16 protein-coding genes and 1 pseudogene are annotated in these 20736 nt (G+C 46.7%); all 17 read right to left on the reverse strand.

The genetic code is table 11. The annotated features are described in order from the left end of the window. Positions 1 to 129: 129 nt before the first annotated feature. Complete coding sequence (locus FGQ86_RS13455; RefSeq protein WP_138304633.1) at positions 130 to 762, reverse strand: CatB-related O-acetyltransferase; 633 nt, start codon at positions 760 to 762, stop codon at positions 130 to 132. A 216-nt stretch (positions 763 to 978) separates the two neighbouring features. Continuing rightward, on the reverse strand, positions 979 to 1104 hold the full coding sequence (locus FGQ86_RS16625) for a hypothetical protein (protein WP_279230607.1): 126 nt from the start codon (positions 1102 to 1104) through the stop codon (positions 979 to 981). Positions 1105 to 1190: 86 nt separating this feature from the next. Then, positions 1191 to 1847: a helix-turn-helix transcriptional regulator gene (locus tag FGQ86_RS13460; RefSeq protein WP_138304635.1), complete on the reverse strand. Its 657-nt coding sequence runs from the start codon at positions 1845 to 1847 to the stop codon at positions 1191 to 1193. Between the two features lie 402 nt (positions 1848 to 2249). Continuing rightward, positions 2250 to 2795, reverse strand: coding sequence for a type III toxin-antitoxin system ToxN/AbiQ family toxin (locus tag FGQ86_RS13465; RefSeq protein WP_072525221.1), 546 nt, complete (start codon positions 2793 to 2795; stop codon positions 2250 to 2252). 309 nt (positions 2796 to 3104) lie between these two features. Then, a complete protein-coding gene (locus tag FGQ86_RS13470) occupies positions 3105 to 3440 on the reverse strand; it encodes a hypothetical protein (protein ID WP_138304638.1) in 336 nt (111 codons plus the stop codon). A 78-nt stretch (positions 3441 to 3518) separates the two neighbouring features. Further along, positions 3519 to 3857, reverse strand: coding sequence for a hypothetical protein (locus FGQ86_RS13475; RefSeq protein ID WP_087211768.1), 339 nt, complete (start codon positions 3855 to 3857; stop codon positions 3519 to 3521). A 128-nt stretch (positions 3858 to 3985) separates the two neighbouring features. Beyond that, positions 3986 to 9865, reverse strand: a complete 5880-nt coding sequence (locus tag FGQ86_RS13480; protein WP_243127281.1) for an N-6 DNA methylase — start codon at positions 9863 to 9865, stop codon at positions 3986 to 3988. A 410-nt stretch (positions 9866 to 10275) separates the two neighbouring features. Beyond that, positions 10276 to 10629 (reverse strand): TnpV protein, encoded by a 354-nt coding sequence (locus FGQ86_RS16340; protein WP_083262843.1) that lies wholly within the window; start codon positions 10627 to 10629, stop codon positions 10276 to 10278. Positions 10630 to 11500: 871 nt separating this feature from the next. After that, on the reverse strand, positions 11501 to 11773 hold the full coding sequence (locus FGQ86_RS13485; RefSeq protein ID WP_138304640.1) for an LPD28 domain-containing protein: 273 nt from the start codon (positions 11771 to 11773) through the stop codon (positions 11501 to 11503). Continuing rightward, on the reverse strand, positions 11760 to 12026 hold the full coding sequence (locus tag FGQ86_RS13490; RefSeq protein WP_070088283.1) for a hypothetical protein: 267 nt from the start codon (positions 12024 to 12026) through the stop codon (positions 11760 to 11762). Before FGQ86_RS13490 ends, FGQ86_RS13485 begins: the two co-directional genes overlap by 14 nt. Further along, entirely contained in the window at positions 12023 to 12232 is a 210-nt protein-coding gene (locus tag FGQ86_RS13495; protein ID WP_070088282.1) for a hypothetical protein, read from the reverse strand. The genes FGQ86_RS13490 and FGQ86_RS13495 overlap by 4 nt, the downstream gene beginning before the upstream one ends. Positions 12233 to 12384: 152 nt before the next feature. After that, positions 12385 to 16599, reverse strand: coding sequence for a SpaA isopeptide-forming pilin-related protein (locus FGQ86_RS13500; RefSeq protein WP_243127283.1), 4215 nt, complete (start codon positions 16597 to 16599; stop codon positions 12385 to 12387). 228 nt (positions 16600 to 16827) lie between these two features. Further along, on the reverse strand, positions 16828 to 17763 hold the full coding sequence (locus tag FGQ86_RS13505; RefSeq protein ID WP_138304644.1) for a ParB/RepB/Spo0J family partition protein: 936 nt from the start codon (positions 17761 to 17763) through the stop codon (positions 16828 to 16830). After that, on the reverse strand, positions 17717 to 18544 hold the full coding sequence (locus FGQ86_RS13510; protein ID WP_138304646.1) for an AAA family ATPase: 828 nt from the start codon (positions 18542 to 18544) through the stop codon (positions 17717 to 17719). Before FGQ86_RS13510 ends, FGQ86_RS13505 begins: the two co-directional genes overlap by 47 nt. A gap of 130 nt (positions 18545 to 18674) precedes the next feature. Next, the gene (locus FGQ86_RS13515) at positions 18675 to 19463 is read right to left on the reverse strand and encodes a hypothetical protein (RefSeq protein ID WP_195639070.1); all 789 of its coding nucleotides are present in this window, start codon (positions 19461 to 19463) and stop codon (positions 18675 to 18677) included. A 31-nt stretch (positions 19464 to 19494) separates the two neighbouring features. Then, a complete protein-coding gene (locus FGQ86_RS13520; RefSeq protein WP_138304648.1) occupies positions 19495 to 20208 on the reverse strand; it encodes a hypothetical protein in 714 nt (237 codons plus the stop codon). Between the two features lie 231 nt (positions 20209 to 20439). Beyond that, positions 20440 to 20709: pseudogene (locus FGQ86_RS13525) on the reverse strand (DEAD/DEAH box helicase family protein); the annotation flags it as partial. Positions 20710 to 20736 lie beyond the last annotated feature (27 nt).

Genomic DNA, 20736 nt, shown 5'->3' on the forward strand with positions numbered 1-20736 from the left:
TTCCATAAGTTATTTCAGATATCCGGGCATAAAAATAGCCGGATGATCTTCTTTTTTGAAAACCATCCGGCTATGTAATTACTAATTATTGTTTGAGTTTATAATTCAAACTTTTCAGCTCCAACACTTTTACAATTTTAATGCTTTTAAATTTCCATTTTTAATAGCTTCAATATTTTGAGAAATCTTCGCAATTGGCCAATCCCACCATTTCATTTTTAAAAGATCAGAAATCGTTCCATCTGAAAAGCGTTTACGAATTGTTTTGGCAGGTACACCTCCAACAATTGTATATGGTGGCACGTCCTTGGTCACAACAGCCCGTGTGCCAATAATTGCTCCATCTCCTATGGTAACTCCCGCCATTATAACTGCTTCATACCCAATCCAGACATCATTGCCAATAACAATATCCCCCTTATTATCCCAAGCTGATGTGATATCTTTAACATCTAATCCCCATTCCTCAAAGAAAATAGGAAATGGATAGGAAGATAAGGACTTCATTGTATGATTTGCACTATTGAAAAGGAACTTTGCTCCACAAGCAATGGAACAAAACTTACCAATCTTCAATTTATCATGATTAATTGGATAGTGATATAATACGTTATTTTTTTCAAATTGCTGTGGATCATTAACAAAATCATTATACATTGTAAACTCACCAACAATAATGCTTGGATCTGTTACAACATTTTTCAAATAAACGGTTTCTTTGTCCCCCGTACGTGGATATATTTTATTCTCCGATATAGCCATTTCAAATTCCTCCTACTTAAATTATCCGTATTATGCGACTATATCGGTAATTACAATGCAACGTTTCACCTTCACATCACCTCGTTAATAATTTAATAATGTAACATCTTTGAGTATAACAAATTTACAATACCCAATATAATAATTAGTATGCCTATTACAGCAAGTGGTAACCATTCCATTCATTTATCCTCCTATAAACTTTGAAGTTATCTCTTACTTAGAAATCAGCATAAAAACCATGGGAACAATGAGAATTAAAATTGCACCTACTACACATACAACAATTGCTTTTTTAAAACTTCGTTTTTCTTGTTCAGTCATATCATTATACCATTTCATATGCGAGAGCCTCCTTAATTTCCACTTTTCTGTTCTATAACTTATCATTTGTCGCTGACTCTATTTTTGCTACTTGCTACAGAACTTCATTCATCTTTATTTTGATTATGGCGTTTCTTATTACACAGCGAACCTACCAACATGCCGATTCCAGAAATTACTACTCCAGCTACAATCATTCCCCATTCCGGGGCATTCAATTTGTTAAAAGCAATGTTGTTTGCCATTTTGAATGTGCCATATTCGGCAAACATATACATAATGCCAAAGAAAAAGGTAAACGCCCATTTTCCTTTTCTCCAGAAGTTATTTTTACCAATAACAATGGACACAACAAATGTTGTTACAGGAAGAATAATCCAAAGAAACATCAGACTGTAACCCATGGCGGCGCTTCCGCTTGTAAAGAACCAGAACACAATCATTGCAAACGCCCAAATCAACAGGTAGGAAAGAATTGTAATAATTTTGTTTCTGTTGGCGTTGCTTTTCACAACATTTGTAGTTTCTTCGAGGTAATCATAATAGGTTTTCATTTTCTGTTCTCCCTTCAATAAATAGTCAAGAGAGATATCGTAGCATTCGCTCATTTTTATGACACTGATGATATCCGGATAGGATTTTTCATTTTCCCAATTTGAAATGGTCTGGCGACTCACTCCCAATAATTCAGCAACTTGTTCTTGTGTTAGCTTTTTCTCAATCCGGGCTGCCTTAATTTTGCTTCCAATATCATGCCCCATGCCACTTACCTCCCTTGCAATTTTATTGTAGGAAAAGCACCCTATATCGTCTACCAAATGGCTTTTACATCGCTTATAATGCGCGTCAAAATCCTTTGACAATCGCATAAAAAGCAATTTGTTTCTACGACAACTTTACCACACTTCTTTCTATCTGTGAATACACACTATTCTCTCTAAGCTGATGATAATTCTAAGATTTTTGTATTACATAGGTCAGCAAGTCGATCTGTTTCACTCTCTGCACCACTTCCGGCGCAACATAAGGCATAAATTTCATCTCCTTTCCTACCCGTGATTGGATGTTCCATAAGTTATTTCAGATATCCGGGCATAAAAATAGCCGGATGATCTTCTTTTTTGAAAACCATCCGGCTATGTAATTACTTTACATAAATAAAACTATAACGTAGAAGATATATTATGTTCTCTTTCCCACCTATCGCACTCTACTTCTAATTTTTTAAAATCACAGCATGTCTTATTAAAAAAATAATAATTTCTTGATTCTTTATCGTATCTCTCCCGATAAACTGCAATAGACTTAGTATTTATTTCAACCCATTTCTTTCTTATCTGTCGTTCCTCATTTGCCAGATATGTATCGACTTTTGGATCGATCTGTATGGGTTTTATCTGGTCGTCTGGTACTGGAAACATGTTATTGTGCAGTAAATTTGCTATCTCCTCGCCTGCCACCTTGAGAAAGGTAGTAATGGCAGCGCTTCTTTTCTTCTTTCCTCTTGCAATTCTTTCCTTTGTTGTTTGTGATGTTAATGGAACTACAAACATTCTACCATTAATTTGTACTGCTAAACCTACAAATTTTCTGTTGTTATATTTGACGCTGACACGCCAGTCCGCATCGTGCATATATTTTATATAATCCCGTTGAATCTCACATAAAATAGGTGTGGTTTTTCTTATGTCCTCTTCTAATAATCTCATTTATCTCCTTTGAAAATAGCCGCTTGTCAGCGGCTATCTTTTTCCCACTAAGTAGGGAAACACTCATTTTGAATCGTCCACTAAGCAGGACCACGCTCATTTTGAATCGTCCACTAAGCAGGACCACGCTCATTACTTCTTTATCGTCTCCCATTTCATAATCTCAAAGATTACTCAGGTAGGGAATCACCTTTCTTTAATTATAATTATACACGCTTTCATACTGATGTCAAGATACCATCACTGCTCTTACTCATGTCTGCGTGTATATAATAGTATATGCGATAATTTAAAAATTACAGGACTTTTTTAGATTGCCCCAATCTTTTTCAGATACGCATATCCGTCCGTATGCCCCCGGAAATAGATCTGGCAGCGTTCTATCGTCTCTTTCTCAAACATCCTGCTCATATATTGCCTCACAATTTCATGTTCCTCGGTTGTAAGGCTGATGGCTCCGCTCCCTTCTGTCACTTCCAAAATAAACGGATACCTGCTCTCCATTTCTCCCAGTTCCTGGCACATATTGGCATAGTCCTCGTCCTGTTTTTTCAGATCCACCATGATATCGCTGTCGATCTCCATAAAACTATCTTTGATCCGCTCCACCAGATCATAAAAATCTGTCTTCTCCAAACTGTTCATCCTCTCTGTTCTGCTAATCTGCTTTCTTATCTTACTATATCCAGTTTTCGATCTTTCTACAATCCAGTCCGCTGTTTCCTATAAAAGTTCCAGTAGCTGCAGCACTTCTATGGTATGCTGACACCCCATGAGATAAAGCTGTATCCGTTCATAATCTTCCCGGTCTGCGTCCAATGCGAGAAATCTGGACAGTGCTTTTGTCTGTTCCAGCGTCAGATTCATCGGCGTTTCGATTTTATCCCGGTCGATCAGCGTGGAAATAAACGGATATTGGAAAAGAAGTTTGTCGCTTTCCTCTACAATCCGGCTGTATTGTGGGGACGTTTTCAGGCGCTTTTTGCAGTTCTCACTGACGGTATCTACGACAGCACACATCCAGATCGGCAGATCATCCGTATCGATCTCTGCTATCTTCATAGCCTTTCTTTCCCTCCTTTCCTCTGCCACTATAGCAGAGATTGCCTCTCCCGGCGATTGTGCGTTTCTGCTGTTCGCACATCAGGCAGGCTATGTACCACGGTATCAGTCTCCCGATACCGCTTTTCTTACCGCACCCAGGCCGTTTTTTCCCGTTCCGGCTCGATTTCCTCTGTTTCCGGTTCTTCCTCCATCACAACCCGGTCTTTCTTATCCATATCCAGAAGCACGTTCAGTTCCCCCAGCCGTGCCACTTTCTCTGCCAGTTCTTTTTCCTGCGGAAATTCTTTCTGCGCCTCCACTTTCGCTGTCTCCAACTGGCTTTTTGCCGTCTCAAGCTGTTCCCGGCAACGGGAAAGATTGTCCGGCAGCTCATTCATCTTATTGTCAAGCCTTGTGATATTTCCATAAATGTCCGTTCCAAGCGGCACTTTATAAGTTCCTTTTCCATGTAACGCAATCACAAATTCCTGGCCGACAGAAGAATAGGACAGCTCCATCGAAAGTCCACGATAAGCCCCCAGTAACACAGGCTCCGGAGATTTCATGGCTTTGCAGGCGTCAATAATTGCCTGTCCTGCCTCCTTTTTCTCCGTGTAAGAGTGATCCCCGATCTGCATGACTGGAAAGGTTTCCCGATCCAGCGGTGTGTGCGCCTTGACCTGGGCAATGTCTGCCTCATACTGCGTGATCCATGTCTCCTGCTCTCTGATCCGTGCCGGAAGATGTTTTGCCACCTGATCCTCCATCTCATATTTCTGGTTCAGAAAGCTCTGCTTTAATAGCTGCAGCCTGGTTACCTGTATATCCAGATCCATCTTTTCTTTGATGTGCGGGTTTCCGGTGGCAAGCGCCTTGATCTCCGCATAGGACAGAGCCACTTCGTCTATGTCCTCCACACTCCGGGCCGGACTTTTGGACGTCATGATCTGGCTGATATATTTCTGCTTATTCTCAATGGTCTGATAGAGGTATGCGTCAAAGGTTCCTTCTGTCACATACCGGATGATCTCTACTTTCGGGTTCTGATTTCCCTGCCGGATGGTCCTGCCCGCTCTCTGCTCCAGATCCCGTGGACGCCACGGGCAGTCCAGGTCGTGACTGGCAATGATCCGGTCCTGCACATTCGTGCCTGCGCCCATCTTAAACGTACTGCCCATAAGGATACGGACAGCGCCCCGCCGGACTTTGGAAAACAGTTCCTTTTTGCGCACATCCGTATTGGCGTCATGGATAAAGGCAATCTCCTCCGGCGGGATTCCCTTTGCCAGAAGTTTATCCCGGATGTCATTGTACACACTGAATGTACCGTCTGTTTTTGGTGTGGACAGGTCGCAGAACACAAGCTGCGTCAGCTTTTTCTCTTTTCCGTCTTCCCAGTGCCGGTAAATTTCTTCTACGCAGGCGTTGACCTTGCTCCCCGGATCATCCGGCAGGAGCGGGTTGGAAAGCCTCTGGTCGAGGGCCAGTTTCCGCCCGTCATTGGTTATCTTGAGCATGTTGTCTTCCCTTGGATTGACTTCATTGTTCCGCACTCTCTCCGCACGGTTTCCCAGTTCTTCCACCATTTCTTCCTGCAATTCGGTAGGTTTTACTTTTACCACCCGGTATTCTGCCTCCGGTACAGGCAGATTCAGCATATCTGCCGTCTGGATATCTGCCACTTCCCGGAACATCTGCATAAGTTCCGGCAGGTTGTAAAACCGGGCAAACCGTGTTTTCAGCCGGTAGCCGTTCCCCTCCGGCGCAATCTCCAGAGCGGTCACAGTCTCCCCAAAAGTAGACGCCCATGCGTCAAAATGCTGTAAGTTTTTCTCCGCCAATGTTCCATACTGCAGATAACGCTGCATGGTATAAAGTTCTACCATAGAATTGCTGACCGGCGTTCCCGTTGAAAAAATCACGCCCTTTCCACCCGTGATTTCATCCAGATAGCGGCATTTCATATACATATCAGAGGATTTCTGCGCTTCGGTCTGTGCGACCCCGCCCACATTCCGCATCTTGGTTGTCAGGTAAAGGTTCTTATAGCCGTCCGCCTCATCCACAAACAGTCGGTCCACGCCCAGTTCCTCAAACGTAATCATATCATCTTTCCGGCTCTGGTCATGAAGCCGTTTCAGGCGTGTCTCCAGCGATTTCTTGGCACGCTCCATCTGCTTTACTGTGAAGCGGCTCCCCTGGATCTTTTTCGCCTCTGCGATCCCTTCAATGATTTCATCAATCTCCATCTTCAGCATACGTTCCTGCCGCTCGACACTTAAGGGAATCTTCTCAAACTGGGAGTGTCCGATGATCACGGCGTCAATGTCGCTGGTAGCGATCCTGCCGCAGAACTTTTTCCTGTTTTTCTTCTCAAAATCCTTTTTTGTTGCCACCAGAATATTGGCTGCCGGATATAACTGGAGCCACTCAGCGGCGAACTGCTCGATGATGTGATTTGGCACCACGACCATAGATTTACTGCACAGCCCCAACCGTTTGCACTCCATCGCAGCCGCCACCATCGTATAGGTCTTTCCTGCGCCCACCACATAGGCCAGCAGCGTATTCCCGCCGTAAATGATCCGGGCCACGCCGTCCTTCTGGTGTTTCCGCAAAGTAATTTCCGGGTTCATACCATAGAAATGCAGGTGGCTCCCGTCATACTCCCGTGGGCGGATCGCATTGAACCGTTCATTATAATCTTCGGTCAGCCGCTGCCTGCGCTTTGGATCTTTCCAGATCCATTCCTGGAACGCCTGCTTGATCAGATCCTGCTTTCCCTGCGCAATGGCGGTTTCCTTTCTGTTCAGGATTGGCTTACGTTTTCCCTCCGCATCCTCCACATAGTCAAACACACGGGTATCCCGCAGATTCAGCGTATCTTCTATGATCTTATAGGCATTTACCCGGTTTGTTCCATAGGTGTTGGTAACACGGGGATTTCCCCGGTCCATGCTCTTCCCTTCGATATTCCATTCCCCGGTATGCCGGGAGAAATGGACTTTGATCTTCCACTGGGAATAATTTGGCGTCTGCAACAGTTCAAACATAAAGTCGGCAATATCCGATTCCGGTATCCATGTAGCTCCCAGACGCACACTGATCTCAGAAGCGGTCAGATCCTTTGGCTGTACTTTTTCCAGTGCTTCCACATTGCTCCGGTACACCTCGGAGATCTCCGCCGCACGTTTCGCCTCCCGAAGTTTCTGACGCACGTTGCCGGAAAGGTATTCGTCCTCGGATACAAATCGGGGCTGATCCATCCCCTCAGACTCCGGCAGACGGAAGATCACGCCTTTTAGTTCTTCTTCCACCTCCCCGGCGCTTTTCCCGGTCAGGGAACACAGATACTCCATATCTATACAGGCTTTTTCGGAGAGAGACAAAGATAAAGCCTCACTTGCGGTATCCACTTTCGTTACCGTCTCGTGAGGCTTGATGGTCCGTTTCGTGAACATATCCGCTTTCCGCTCCAGCGTTCCGTCCTCCGCCACAATCTCAAGGGAACAGAGAAGGGGATAACTGCTGTCGTCAGAAAACACCATACTGTTTGCCCTGGAATTCAGCAGTCCATACTTTCTCTGGAACAGATCATACAAATGGTTCAGCTTTTTCTGCTGTCCTTCAATCTCTTCATCCGGATCCCCTTCGGTCTGGTAAGCGATCAGCTCCCTGGTACAGTCCCGGATAGCGATCATGCCTTTCACACGGTTCTGCGCTGTCACGGACAGTTCCACCGGTTTCATGCGGCTGTTTTCCCGATAATAAATCTTCCCATCATAGACCGTATAGGAAAAGTTCGCCACAGACGGATCAGCCGGGATCGAATAATCCTCTTCCTCCACCAGCTCCTCCACCTCATAATCCGTGATCTCCGCCTCAAGGTTTTCTACTGCCTGTTCCAGAAGTTCCTTTAAATCCCTGTCCGGATAAGGTTTGCAGATCAACTGCGGACCATAAGGCCCGGACACGATCTCCTGCTCGCCCAGTACCATTTCCGGATGATGCTGAAAATAGGGATTGATACTGACCACCCGGTGTCGGCTCTCGCCGTGTTCATTCACATGGTCATTTTCATAGAGACGCTCCACTTCCACCCAGTCCGGCAGATCCACATTTAAGTCTCTCGGCGTCTCCCGCTTCTGGAAAAAGAGAATATCCGTATTGATCTCTGTACCGGCATTGGCAAGGAAAGCATTATTTGGCAGGCGGATCGCACCTAACAGGTCGCACCGCTGGGCGATATATCTCCGCACCCGGTCATCCCGCTTATCCATTGTCCCGCCGCTGATCCCGTTGGACGTAATCAGTGCAAGCACACCTTTCGGCCTCGTCTTGTCAATGGATTTTGCGATAAAATAGTCGTGGATCAGAAAGTTGTACTTATCGTATTTCCTGTCCAACACCTTATAACTTCCAAACGGCACATTTCCTATGACTACATCAAAAAAGCTGTCCGGCAGATCTGCGTCCTCAAAGCCCTGAGCAGCGATGGTGGACTTCTGGTAAAGCTGCTGTGCGATCCGGGCGGAAATACTGTCGATCTCCACACCGTAAACCTTGCAGTCAGACAAACTCTCCGGTTTCCGTCCGATAAAATTTCCCGTTCCGCAGCTTGGCTCCAGAATGTTCCCGGATTTCAATCCCATGTTCTCCAACGCCTGATACATGGCGCTGATGACCACCGGCGGCGTATAAAAGGCGGTCAGCGTGGACTGTCTCGCCGCAGCATACTCTTCCTCTGTCAGGACCGTCTTTAATTCCAGATATTCCGTTGACCAGGAAGATTTCGTCTCGTCAAAAGCGTCAGATAAGCCGCCCCAGCCAACATATCCGGAAAGGATCTCCTGTTCCTTTGGCGTAGCAAAGCGGTTTTCTTCCTCACACTTCTTCAATAGCTGGATCGCCATGAGATTCGCACGGAACTTCTCTTTAGCGGTGCCCTCCCCCAAATGCTCATCCGTGATCCGATACTGGCTGCGGCTCTCCTGGGGAATTTCCGGGTGCAGATCAAACCCTCTTACCCTCCCGGCAGGTTTCTTCTGTGCCCATGCCGGGGCCAGATCCTCCAGAACTTCTTCCGGTTCCTTCTCAAAAGGATTGTCCTCCGGTTTTATCCCGGTAAATCCGTCCTCCTGCTCCTGCGCCATTTCCTGTGTGGGAGCCGGTTCCTCCTTGTCTTTTTCGGCTGGTTCCTCTGATGGTTTCCTGTATACCTTCAGATGATCATTCGCCGGATTTTCCCGTACCCGGCGGTCAAACACCTCTCTTGGCATTTCCTCTGTGAAGAGCGGATACATCTGGTCACGCAGAACCACCATCTCATCGGAGATAAAGTCAATGGAATATTCCTTTGTGCCTATTGTGACAATCGTATCCACCTGCAGGTCATAAGGCGGATTCATAGCAGGTAAGTCTGCAATCCCGGCGATCAGTTCAGACACTTCGGAATAGTTTTCATCCTCCGTGTCCATCCCTTCCCGGACACGGATCAGATAACTGTAAATTTCCTGCACAGACTGGGGATCTTCCAACTGTTCCTGCAACTGGCGCAGAACATCTTCCTGTGCCTCTCCTGCCTCAATTGTATCCTGATATTCATACCAGTCATATGACTGGTAAAACGCATTGAGACGTCCGGCCAGAACCTCTTCCCGGCTCTGTGCCGGGACAGGCTCCGGGGGAGCCTGCGTGTTTTCTCTTTCGGCTGGTATTGGAGTAAATAAGCTGAACGCTCCGTCCCGGTAATCCGTAAGGTCCTGGTGCGCCTGTTGCATAGACGGGTATCGCTGATCGTAATCTGCGGTTCCCGCAAGAACCTCTTCCATCATGGAAAGGATTTCTTTTACCCGGTTTGGATCATCAAGCTGCGGACGGATCTGGTCTATCGCTCTATGATAATCTGAGCCATACGGATACGGACGTAAAAACGTCTCCGGCTGATGATAGAAAAAGTTATAAATACCTCTCGCCAGAACTCCTTTTTCATACTCCGGGATATACTCCAGTTCCTTTTCTGTCATATACCGTCCGACAGAAATCAGTTCCTCGATCCGTTTTGCAACCGCTGTCCATTTCAGGGTAGTTTCATAGTCTTTCCATTTGATAAAATACCCTTTTGCACTGGTTCCCCGGTTAAATTTTTCTCCTAAATAGTCCGATCCTGATCCCCATATCCCGTATTCCTGTTTTAAAAAATCTGCTCTCTCCTTATTGCTGTGGCCTTGCAGAAAATAGGAGTAAATTCTGTATTTGCCATGTTCAAAGGAAGACCCCATCTGCAGTGCATGGTCGATGATTTCCTGTGGCATAGAAAAAGCAGGAGATTCCTCTCCTGCCAGTTCTTCCAAAAATGTCTGTTGTTCTGCCACCGTTGGCTGTGGCTCTGCAGTCGGTTCCTGCCTTTCCTCTTCCGACTGTGGTTCCTGTCCGGTTAGCTGTAGATCAGCTCTTTCATCACGATCTCTTCCGCTGCCTGCCGGATGTTGTTCATCTGCTGTACCCACGCCATCTGGTCTTTCGCTTTCAGTTCCTCTGTCACGCCCCAGGCTGCTTTCATCTGTTCGGTCAGAACTTCCATCCTCTCCTGTGCCTCTCTCTGCACTTCGTTCAGATGTCGGTTCAGTTCTCCTTTTGTCAGCAGGTTCAGATACATCCCATACCGGTAATTTTTCAGATAAGTATGACGGAGGGAAGCGTACTTCCCACGGTGTACTTCCGGTTCGTCCGGCACGGTCAGATCCGGAAGAAGATAATCGCCCTGTCTGCTGTATGTGATCGCTCTCATGTGTAACGCCCCTTTCTGTAATCTGTTCTCTGTTTTCGCTTTCATTATATCGGCCTGCCTCTCTTCCGGCAAAGGTACGATTTTTCTTTCTCTCTGCCTTTCTCAGCTTATGGACGGTATCGGAAATCTCGGATAATGCCATTTCCGCCACATCACTGGCCGCAACGCCAAACAGGTTGACCATTTCCGGCGTATTAAAATCCGTGATATTCCGGAAATCCTCTGTGTCCAGATACAGGTCAGTATCCACGCCGCACCGTACCATGACCATATAAGCAGTGCTGGCCGCTAAAAGCTGTCGGGCTTCCACCTCTACGTTGTACTCGTCCACCTCTTCCAGATAACTGCCTTTCCGTCCTGCAAGCAGATCCGGCAGATAATCCGCCAAGTTATCTTCTGCCGCAATCTTTGCCGCCTCCAGTATGGTTTCCGCAAATCCTGTCACTGTCTCATCCACACCAAAAGCATTGGCAAGGGTTTCCCGCACATCCGGCTGATATTCTTCCGGCACTTCCCACAAAGGCACTGGCCGGAGCAGGCGGCGGAAACGCCCTTCTTGCGTATCGGAAACGTCATAATAATATTTCAGCCGCAGTTTCGGACTGTCCTTGTCAAAAACGGCGATTCCTTTGGAATCCCGCTTTACCCACCGTCCAAACTTCTCATTCCAAACTTTCATAGGCAGCACTGCGGACGCCTGTGGGCGCTGTGCATAGATTAGAATCTGGTCATCAAAAGGCAGCCGGAAGTTCCGGCAGGCAGAGCGCAGGAAAGACAGCCAGTTTTCCGGACTGGCAGTTACTTCCTTGACCGCCTCAGCATAGAGGTCTGTGATCAGATCATATTTCTTCTTTGCCACAACTCTGTCCTCCTATCGTTCCTGTTCTTTTTCCTTCTGCCGGGCAGGTGGGTATTTTTCCATAAACTCCCGGACTGTGCGGCAATCTCCATCACAAAAATCCCAGTCCTTTTCTGGATCAATATCTAAATACCCGTGTGGTGGCAGTCTGATGGGTTCACGGGTAATAATAGAGCCAAAATGATTGACCATGATCCCCTTTGCAATCTGCACCGGATCTCCCCACCCTTCATCATCATGCCGGACTTCTGTAAAGGTTTCTTCCATTGCGTTATATCTTGCCATGTGTTCTGACTCCTTTCCTCTTTTTCTCACTCATGGGCCGATACCGGATTCCATTCTTCTCCATCTGCTTTGCAAACTGACGGATATTCCTGCACTTTCCATCTATTTCCACCTGTTCCTCACTGTGGTAACGACAGAAAGCGCAGGAGCAATCCCCGTTGTCATACTCCAGACGCAGAAAAGAACTGTCTGAGAGAGAAAAAAGCGGGGTTTCCCGGCTGTCTGTAAAGCAGATCATGTTTCCACTGCTCATATCTCCCCTCCTCCCAAAAATGTGATAAATTTCCCGGCTTTTACTGCTTTCTGGATCTCATTGATCATCCCGATTTCTGCCACTGTGATCCCCGGCAGAGACAAAATATCATCCATTGTCATATTTAAGACTGTTTTTTCACTGTCAAATCCCGCCTCCATCAGCTTTGAGAGGGAACGGACAGCCTTATGGTTGATCTGTGCCAACTTTTACACCTCCTTTCGTCCGGTATGTAAAGAGGCGGCTGACCGCCGCCTCCTGTCACATTCTGTCTATTTCTTACGGTTCCGCAGATTCAGCCAGATCAATGCCCCTGCGATAAATACCACTAAAATGACCGTGATCCACATCTTTGCGTTCATGCTTTATCTTCCCCCTTCCTTTTTCTCATTTTCACTGCGGTCAGAATACCAAAGACTGCCACACCTGCTCCGGACAGGGCAGATAACCCGATCCACAGGCCCGGTCTGCTGTCATCCCCGGTCTTTGGTGTCGTAATCAATTCCTCCGGGATCTTTTCATTGGTCATAGTAGCCTTTACGATCTGTCCGTCCTCCTTGATCTCAAAGGCGTATTCGGACTCATCAATCTCATAGCCTTCCGGCGCATTGTACTCCTGATAGGTGTATTTTCCATACCGCAGAGTAAAGATGGCGATCCCGTTCTCATCTGTTACGCCTGTGGCAACGATATTTCCATCTTCGTCCTTAATGCGGAATCCGGCGTTTGGAAGAGGTTTCCCATCCGCAACATCTGTCTTGGTCAGTTCCAGTTTCCCGGTAATCGGCTGATTGATAAAGCCTACGCCTGCCTCATTTTCCACATCAACGATCTTTCCGTCCTCGCTGATCTCAAAATAATAGGCGTTCTTATCCAACTTGAAACTTTCCGGAGCGGTCTTTTCTTTCACGAAATATCCTCCGTAGAGCAGGCCGTCCGTCTGATAAATGCCTTCTGAGATTTCCGGGATTTCTCCCACAAGTTCATCTTTGTCCGTCAGTTTCTGGTCTTTGTCCGTATCCGCATACAACTCAAATACAGCACCCGTCAGCTTGTTCGCCGGATATTCTGCGTCCACTTTTGTCAGACGGACACTGCCCTCAATCAGTTTATTGATCAGCTCCACCTCGATCACTTCCTCATCTTCCGTAACCGATACATAGTGGAGGGCCTCATTCAGCACATATCCTTCCGGGCTTGCAATCTCCCGGACGATCCATCTGCCAAAGGGTACATCCTCAAATGCAAAGGCTCCGTCCTCATCAGAAGTTGTTACCATTAAGGCGGTTTCTTCCGTAAATTCTTCTGCACCTGCGGAAAACAGACCGATTGTTGCGCCTTCCAGTGCCTCCCCGTCCGTATCTACTTTCCGTCCGGAGATTTTTCCCCGGATCAGTTCATTCTCAATGGCATTTCCCTCATTTGCAGAAATATGGACAACAGCGGTATCCTGCCCCTGGTAGGTAAAGTCCACAGGATAGGTTTCTTCTGACAAAAGATAATGCTGATCCGTGGCAACTTCTTTCACATAATACTTGCCAAACGGCAGGTCTGTGTGAAATGCGGCGGTTCCCTCTGCACTGCAGAACACGATCTCGATCAGACCGTCCGCCGGGATCACGGAACCGTCCGCTGCTGTCAGATCCTCTGCGGCATACAGTCCAAAGGCTACGTTCTGGATTTCTCCCGCATTTCCGATTCCAAAGATCTCATCCTGTTCCAGTGTCTTTGTGAGGTCAACCGTCACTTTCTGCCGCTCATTATAGAAAGCGGTGTCCGCTTCTGTTACAGATACCTCCTGTCCGGCATAGGTCAGCTCCACCTCATGGGTTTCTGTATTCAGCACCAGACCGTCCGGCGCTGTCTTTTCCACGATCTGGTATTTTCCCAGATACAGTTCTTTTGTCTCTGCCTTGCCTTCCTCATCTGTGGTAATGGTATCCACCACATCCCCGGCGTTTGCCCGCACGGTTCCGTCCGGCGTCACAATGTCCTCGGCGGCGATCACTTCATATACCGCCCCGGCCTGCCCGGTTACTGCATAAACAGGCGTGTAAATATTCTCGCCTTCCGCAAGGTTCCCGTCTTTGTCCACCACACCGTCTCCGGACACCTGCACAGAAGAAAATTCCTCGCCGGTTTTGCTCACAAGGATCTTGCCTTTCTGCGGCATATCCTCTTTTTCCACCGTGATCACAGTCACTCCGCTGTCCTCCCCGGACTGTTCCTCAGATACTGTAAATGGAACCGGCGTACTGTCCAGTACATACCCATAAGGAGCCTGTACCTCCACTAATGTGTAATTTCCATAAGGCAGTACCTCCGGTGTGATCAGATAACCGTCACTTCCGGTATAGAAAGTATCCAGCTTTGTGACTTCCGGATAGGTATACTGCATGGTCACAAGGTTCCCGGATTCGTCATAGATCTGGAACCCGGCTCCCGCAAGGGGGATGGTGTTTCCCGTTTCTGCGTCTTTCTTGACTACTTTGATATAGGATTCAAACAGGCGGTTGTTGATGAGGTAGCGGTAAACTTCTCCGTCACTGCTGATATACACATCAAAGTCTCCGATCATCTCCCGGCCTTCCCAGCCTTTTGTCTGGTGTACCGTATAAATGCCATAAGGCAGGTCTTTCGTCTCGGCATATCCGTTCTCATCACACACCAGCGTATCCCGCTCGCTGTCCTTTGCGCTGTCATAGTTGCCTGCACTCTTTAAATACACTTGGAACTCTGCGCCTTCCTCCGGTGTTTCGATCTGCGTACTTCCGTCATCCGTGTGCTTGATGATAGAAATTCTTCCCTTGATAACCTGTTCCGTCACATCATTGGAAGTATCGTTCAGCTCTACCGTATAAAGGGTTGCCTCCGCTCCCACATGGTAGGAAGTCTCATCCAGCAGATACCCTTCGGACGGGCTGATCTCCCGGATTGTCCAGTTGTCTCCACACACATAATATTTCGTGGTAAAACTGCCGTTGCCGTCTGTGGTGTAAGTGTCGATCAGCGTATCCCCGTCATAAATCCCGTATACTGCGCCTGCCAGCGTAGCGTCTCCCTGCGGGGTTCCTGTCTCCCGGTCTGTCTTTGCGACGGTTACCCGGAACTTTTTCAGCACGTTATGGACGGTAGCGTTGGTCACTTCATTCCAGTTGACCGTCACGCTCTGGTCCGCCGGAACCACATAGCGGTCTGCTGTCTCCACTTCCTCCAGCGTATAGGGCGTATCGCCGGAGATCAGAATATCAGAAAACATGGCAACACCTGCGCTGTCCGTAACCGCATACTCATCCACCGGAATACCGGAAAGAGAGGTTCCGTAGAGATGGAACTTCATGCCTTCCACCAGGCCGTCCTCAGAAGTCTTGGTCACTTTCAAATCTCCACGCTTGAGGATATTGGAAAAATCCACCGCAGCGGTTTCCCCGCCTTTGACCTCCACTGTCTGCGCTTTCTGCGGTTCATACCGGTTCTCCGTCAGCTCCGTTACCGTATAGGTTCCCGGCTGAAGGTTCTCCACCTTGATCGTTCCATCCTCTCCGGTGGTAACGGTCTGGTCAATCCCGTTTCCCGTGATCTGGAATTTCAGTCCGGCTACCACACCGTCCTCGGAAGTTTTCACAATCTGGATATGCCCATAAGGGATTTTCACATTCAGATATGCTTTCACGGCTGCGGTATTCTCCACACCTGTGACAATGTCCTGCAAAGACGGATCTCCGTAAGCGATCAGCTTGGCGCTGCTGCTCACTGTAGGGATCTTCTTGGTTGCGGATAACTGCACGTTCCCGGCAATCGCTTTGCTGGATGTGATGGTCAGTGTATTTCCGGATTTACTGACTTTCACATCACTGTTGGATGATGTGAAATTGAATTTCGACAGAACGCCGTTGCTGTCTGTCAATTTCAATACATACTGTTTGCCGTCCCATTTCAGTTCCTGGGGAGCACTGTCTGTACTTCCGGACGCAAAGCTAGGGATGGTTCCGTGGCTGACCATACCGGAAATAATCTGCTGATAGGCCGCCGCTATCCCGCTGTTCGCCCCACCTACGCAAAGGCTGTTATAAAATTTGGCGTCCGTTTGCGCATACGGAGCGTTGGCATTCCTGCACCCGCTCACGATTTCCCAGATGACCATCTGTGTCGCAAGCACCTTTTCATCTTCCGTGCCGGACAGACTGCCCATGCTGCCCTGTGCGCCATACAGTAGGGCAAGATTTACGGCGTCCTGTTTTGCCTTTCCTAAGTTGTTCCACACCACAGAAGCGTCCTTCTCCAGTGTGTTCCCGGTATGCAGGGAGATTCCCGGCTCGATACAGTAGGCATTATCCCCATCTGCATAGATCCGGGTCCTGGCCTCTCCCGCATGGCTGAACGTAACTCCGTTATGAGACGCCGTCTGCTGATACCGGATGGTATTCCCGTTTCCGTCATAACAGTAGGCGAACGTGATCGTTGCCCGCTGGGACGCAGCCGATACCGTGGCGGCCGGAAGGACGGACAGTGTCGTGACCGCCGCCAGTGCCAATGCGACTCCTTTCCTGAATAACTGTTTGATTTTCTTCACTTCATTCTCCTCCATTTCTGAGCCTTTCGGCCCACATAAAAAAATCCCTGCTTGCTGGCAGGGCTGGGTACTGATCCGGCGGGATGTGGATAGCCACCGGCTCCTTATTCTTCTTTTCGGCTGGTAAACTGCTGGTAATCCGGAAGGGGTAGGGTGTGGGGAGGGGAAACCAGAAAATCGGAAAAGCTGGAAATCCACATAGGAACCCACTTTCCCCCTGGCGTCCTCTTACCTTTCCCGTCCTCTCTCCCGTCTGCGGTACAGTTCCAGTGCCTTGATGATCGTGTCCTCCATCTGCTTTGGCGTGGTTCCCGGAGAAAAATATTTGTCAATCCTCTTTTTCGGGATTTTAAATTGCTCCACCTGGTTCGGCTTTTCCTCGGTCATGATCGACAGGATCACATCCTCATTCAGCTTTCCCGCCTCCGCAAACTTCCGCATTTTAATCGCCTGTGCGTGACTTGGAGTACAGTCCTCCAGTTCCATTGTGTCAAAAAGCACCTGTTGCTGCTCTTTCGGCAGGTAAGACAACTCTACTGCCGGACGCATGGCAATCTTTCCCTCGTCCACCATATCCAGAATAGGTGGGATAAGATCGGTAAGACGGATATAGCGGCGGATTTGATCCTGACTTTCTCCAACTTGCTCTCCTAAAAGCTGTCTTGATGTCTTTCCTTGTAACTTCTGTGCCAGTGGCACAGAAGTTAAATCAGTGCGCTTACCCTGCCGTTTCATTGCGTCCAGTTTCATCTTATAGGCAAAGGCTTTTTCTGACGGTAAGACTTTCTCCCTTTGCAGGTTAGAGTCCACCATGATGATCGTAGCCTCATCATCTGTCAGATTTCGCACGATACAGGGCATGACCGCTTCCCCGGCAAGCTCACTGGCGAATTTTCTCCGGTGTCCTGCCACCATTTCATAACCGCCTTCCGGTTTCGGACGCACCAGAGCAGGATTGACCACGCCTTTTTCCCGGATACTTGCCGCCAGCTCCAGCATACTTTCATCCTGCTTTACCTTATACGGATGGTCAGGAAAGTCGCTGATCTCTGTCAGAGGAATATCTGCGATAAACTCCCGTTTCGCCTCGTCACGTTCCTCCTGCGTACTGAACAGATCATCTGCTGCGGGAAGGGGCAGTTTTATTTCTCTGCCTTTCGCCATCCCGTACCACCTCCCTTGTAAATGACGCATAGGCTTTTGCTACTGTACTGTTTTTGTCATAGCTGTAAATGCTCTGTCCTGCGGCACTCGTTTCCGCCGCTTTCACGCCAACCGGAATGACAGTCTGGTAAACCTTAACCATTCTCCCGTAATTCTGACGGATACTTTCTGCGGTCACACGGGCCAGATTGGTCCGCATATCCGCAAGTGTCAAAAGTACACCGTCCACCTTCAGCGCCGGATTGATCTGCCTTTGCACCTTACCGATTGTTTTCATGAGCTGTGTCATTCCCTTTGCCGGGAGATACTGGGCCTGCACCGGAACAATCACACTGTCGGACGCCGCCAGTGCATTGATCGTCAGCATACCTAAACTCGGCATACAGTCGATTAACACATAGTCGTATCCGCTTTTCACTTCATTCAGATAATTTTTCAGAGTGAGTTCTCGGCTCATGGCATTGACAAGCATAACTTCCAGTCCTGCCAGTTCGATATTGGACGGGATCAGATCAACGCCTTCCTCATGGTGTAAAATCCCGGCGTGGCTATCCATTTCCCGGTCAGCCACAATTCCCTCTAACTGTGTGGCAAGCGTCACAGAAAGATTATCCTGCTCCGGCCATCCCAGTGAGGTTGTCAGATCGCCCTGCGGATCAGCGTCCACCAGAAGAACCTTCTTCCCTTCTCTGGCAAGCCCGATCCCTAAGTTGACGGTGGTAGTGGTTTTCCCCGTTCCGCCTTTCTGGTTGGCAATCGCAATTACTTTGCAATTCGCCATAATGGTTCCCTCCTTTCCTAAAAATTTAATAGCCATCTTCCTGTGTGGGGAAATGGCTATGTATAAAAATGGGCATGAAAAAAGCCGGATGATTTTCGTAAATGAAAACCTTCCGGCTATGTAAATTATTCTATTTTGCATTTGCAGGATCATTTTCATATGCTGCTAAAAGTTTTTGCATAGAAATTTCTAAGTTTTGTTCTCTTTCCCGATATTCTACACTATTCAAGTATTCTGTGTTCATTCCTATTTTGGCCAACGGTTTAAAATATTTCCCATAATTTTGAGGAAATGGCATATAATCTGAGGTATCTGCACACACAATTGTTTTTCTATTTTTACCTCGTCTCTCTCCTAAATATAGTCTCAGTTGTCTCAAAGCTAATTTTTTAAACCCTTTTTCAAAAAAAATATAATTTTCTCCTCCTGTTTTTGCATGAGAATCATATACAAGACAATCTGGTTGTTGTGCGAGAATTTGTTTTAATAAAATCATTTCTCCATCAGTTAAATCTTCTCCATTATCAGCTTTATCAATCAATTCTTGCACTCCACATTTTCGTCCGTCTATAATAATAAGTGGCTCATCCTTTCCTAAGCATGGAAATGTACTTGTATCATCATCATAAGCCCAAAAAGTAATAACATTTTTTGATGCCCCATGCTTTTTAATTTCGGCTCTTGAAGTATAGGGACTATCTGCCCAATAAGATATTTTTTGTCCTGGAAAAAGCTTGGAATATCTCCCACAGCAAGTTCTCAAATTACCATTAAATAATTCACTTACAGTTTTTCCATAAAATTCTTCTCTAAATTCTACACAACGATAAAAAGAAAATTCATCTGTTACATATACTGGCAAATCTATATGCTTAAAAATAGTTCTTCCCCAATCTTGACTTTTAAAAAATTTCCCCATACCTATTTACGCCTTCTTAATTATGCATGAATTATAATTCTTCTACTGAATACATACGTTCCGGAAGATCTTTCCAGAATTGAATTAAGGCTTCATAGTATCTTATAAAATCTTGTTCGTGTATTGCTAAAGTAGAATCTAATAATGAAGTATGATATCTAGACATCAAATCATACTTTTGTCCACAAATATCATGTGTGAAATATTCGGGTTTCAAATCTCGCAACTTCCGTTCAGAATCACCCTCGGCATGTTTTAAAACATTAACCAATAATCGCATTTCATTAATCACATCCCAAGAGGACATTTGATCGAAGACTTGTTGGTGCATTCCAAAAACCTCTTTTACAAATGGAAATCCTTTCTTCATATCAGAAGGATCATATACAATTCCTTCCTGTTTAGCCTCGTGAATAATAAACGAATATAATTGTTGTTCCCATACTTGGCATAAACATTCAATCCACATTCCAATATTCCGATAGTGCATAAGGGAAAGCATTTCATATTTTTCTCCCGCTTCCTCTTGCACGAAATCAGCATAGCCACTTAAATCACTATAACCTTCCTCTGGACTAACTGATTTTTCAATCTCTTTCCATAAGTTGTTTCTATAAGAGATAGCCTCTTTCTCCGCATTAGCAAAAATGGGTTGTATTCTTTCTATAAACATTTCTTTTATGAATGTTAAATCTTCGATATATTTCTGCCTTAACTTTTCCCATAAATATAGCTGTGATCGCATTGCAAAATTTCCTTTCTATATTTCATTCCTTATAAAAACTCTATCAACATGGTTGAAGAAAAATTTCCTATCCAGCATGTTTCATTACGAATTTTCCCTGCAAAAAGTCACAAAATTATTTTGTCCACGTGGTCTCATCTGCCCTATTTCGTCCTATTTTCTCCACAAAATATGGACAAATCAGCGCCAAATAACACCAGATATCCCCCATTTTCCGGCTCCGGCACACTAGGAGACAAAGTACTCCACCGCATTGTTGGGGAAGAACTCTTTGAACTCACCGTAGAGCTGTGCCGCCAGTGTCTTGTTGTGTGCAATGATCAGCGTTGGTTTATTCAGCTGCTGGATGACATTGGCCATCGTAAAGGTCTTACCGGAGCCGGTGACGCCAAGGAGTGTCTCGCACTGGTTGCCTTCCTTAAAACCTTTGACCAGCTGCTTGATGGCCTGGGGCTGGTCGCCGGTGGGTTTGTATTCTGATACTAATTCAAAGTGATCCATGATAATATATCCTCTTTTTGCAATTCA

It is taken from the genome of Clostridium sp. BSD2780061688st1 H5 (assembly GCF_005845155.1).
Classification (GTDB): Bacteria; Bacillota; Clostridia; order Lachnospirales; family Lachnospiraceae; genus Claveliimonas; species Claveliimonas intestinigallinarum.

Coding starts and splice junctions, on each gene's coding strand:
- FGQ86_RS16625 (WP_279230607.1), bottom strand. CDS start 1,104: ATGAAATGGTATAATGATATGACTGAACAAGAAAAACGAAGTTTTAAA.
- FGQ86_RS13490 (WP_070088283.1), bottom strand. CDS start 12,026: ATGAGCAGTGGAAACATGATCTGCTTTACAGACAGCCGGGAAACCCCG.
- FGQ86_RS13470 (WP_138304638.1), bottom strand. CDS start 3,440: ATGAACAGTTTGGAGAAGACAGATTTTTATGATCTGGTGGAGCGGATC.
- FGQ86_RS13480 (WP_243127281.1), bottom strand. CDS start 9,865: ATGACAGAAAAGGAACTGGAGTATATCCCGGAGTATGAAAAAGGAGTT.
- FGQ86_RS13505 (WP_138304644.1), bottom strand. CDS start 17,763: ATGGCGAAAGGCAGAGAAATAAAACTGCCCCTTCCCGCAGCAGATGAT.
- FGQ86_RS13455 (WP_138304633.1), bottom strand. CDS start 762: ATGGCTATATCGGAGAATAAAATATATCCACGTACGGGGGACAAAGAA.
- FGQ86_RS13465 (WP_072525221.1), bottom strand. CDS start 2,795: ATGAGATTATTAGAAGAGGACATAAGAAAAACCACACCTATTTTATGT.
- FGQ86_RS13520 (WP_138304648.1), bottom strand. CDS start 20,208: ATGCGATCACAGCTATATTTATGGGAAAAGTTAAGGCAGAAATATATC.
- FGQ86_RS13460 (WP_138304635.1), bottom strand. CDS start 1,847: ATGGGGCATGATATTGGAAGCAAAATTAAGGCAGCCCGGATTGAGAAA.
- FGQ86_RS16340 (WP_083262843.1), bottom strand. CDS start 10,629: ATGAGAGCGATCACATACAGCAGACAGGGCGATTATCTTCTTCCGGAT.
- FGQ86_RS13510 (WP_138304646.1), bottom strand. CDS start 18,544: ATGGCGAATTGCAAAGTAATTGCGATTGCCAACCAGAAAGGCGGAACG.
- FGQ86_RS13485 (WP_138304640.1), bottom strand. CDS start 11,773: ATGGCAAGATATAACGCAATGGAAGAAACCTTTACAGAAGTCCGGCAT.
- FGQ86_RS13475 (WP_087211768.1), bottom strand. CDS start 3,857: ATGAAGATAGCAGAGATCGATACGGATGATCTGCCGATCTGGATGTGT.
- FGQ86_RS13515 (WP_195639070.1), bottom strand. CDS start 19,463: ATGGGGAAATTTTTTAAAAGTCAAGATTGGGGAAGAACTATTTTTAAG.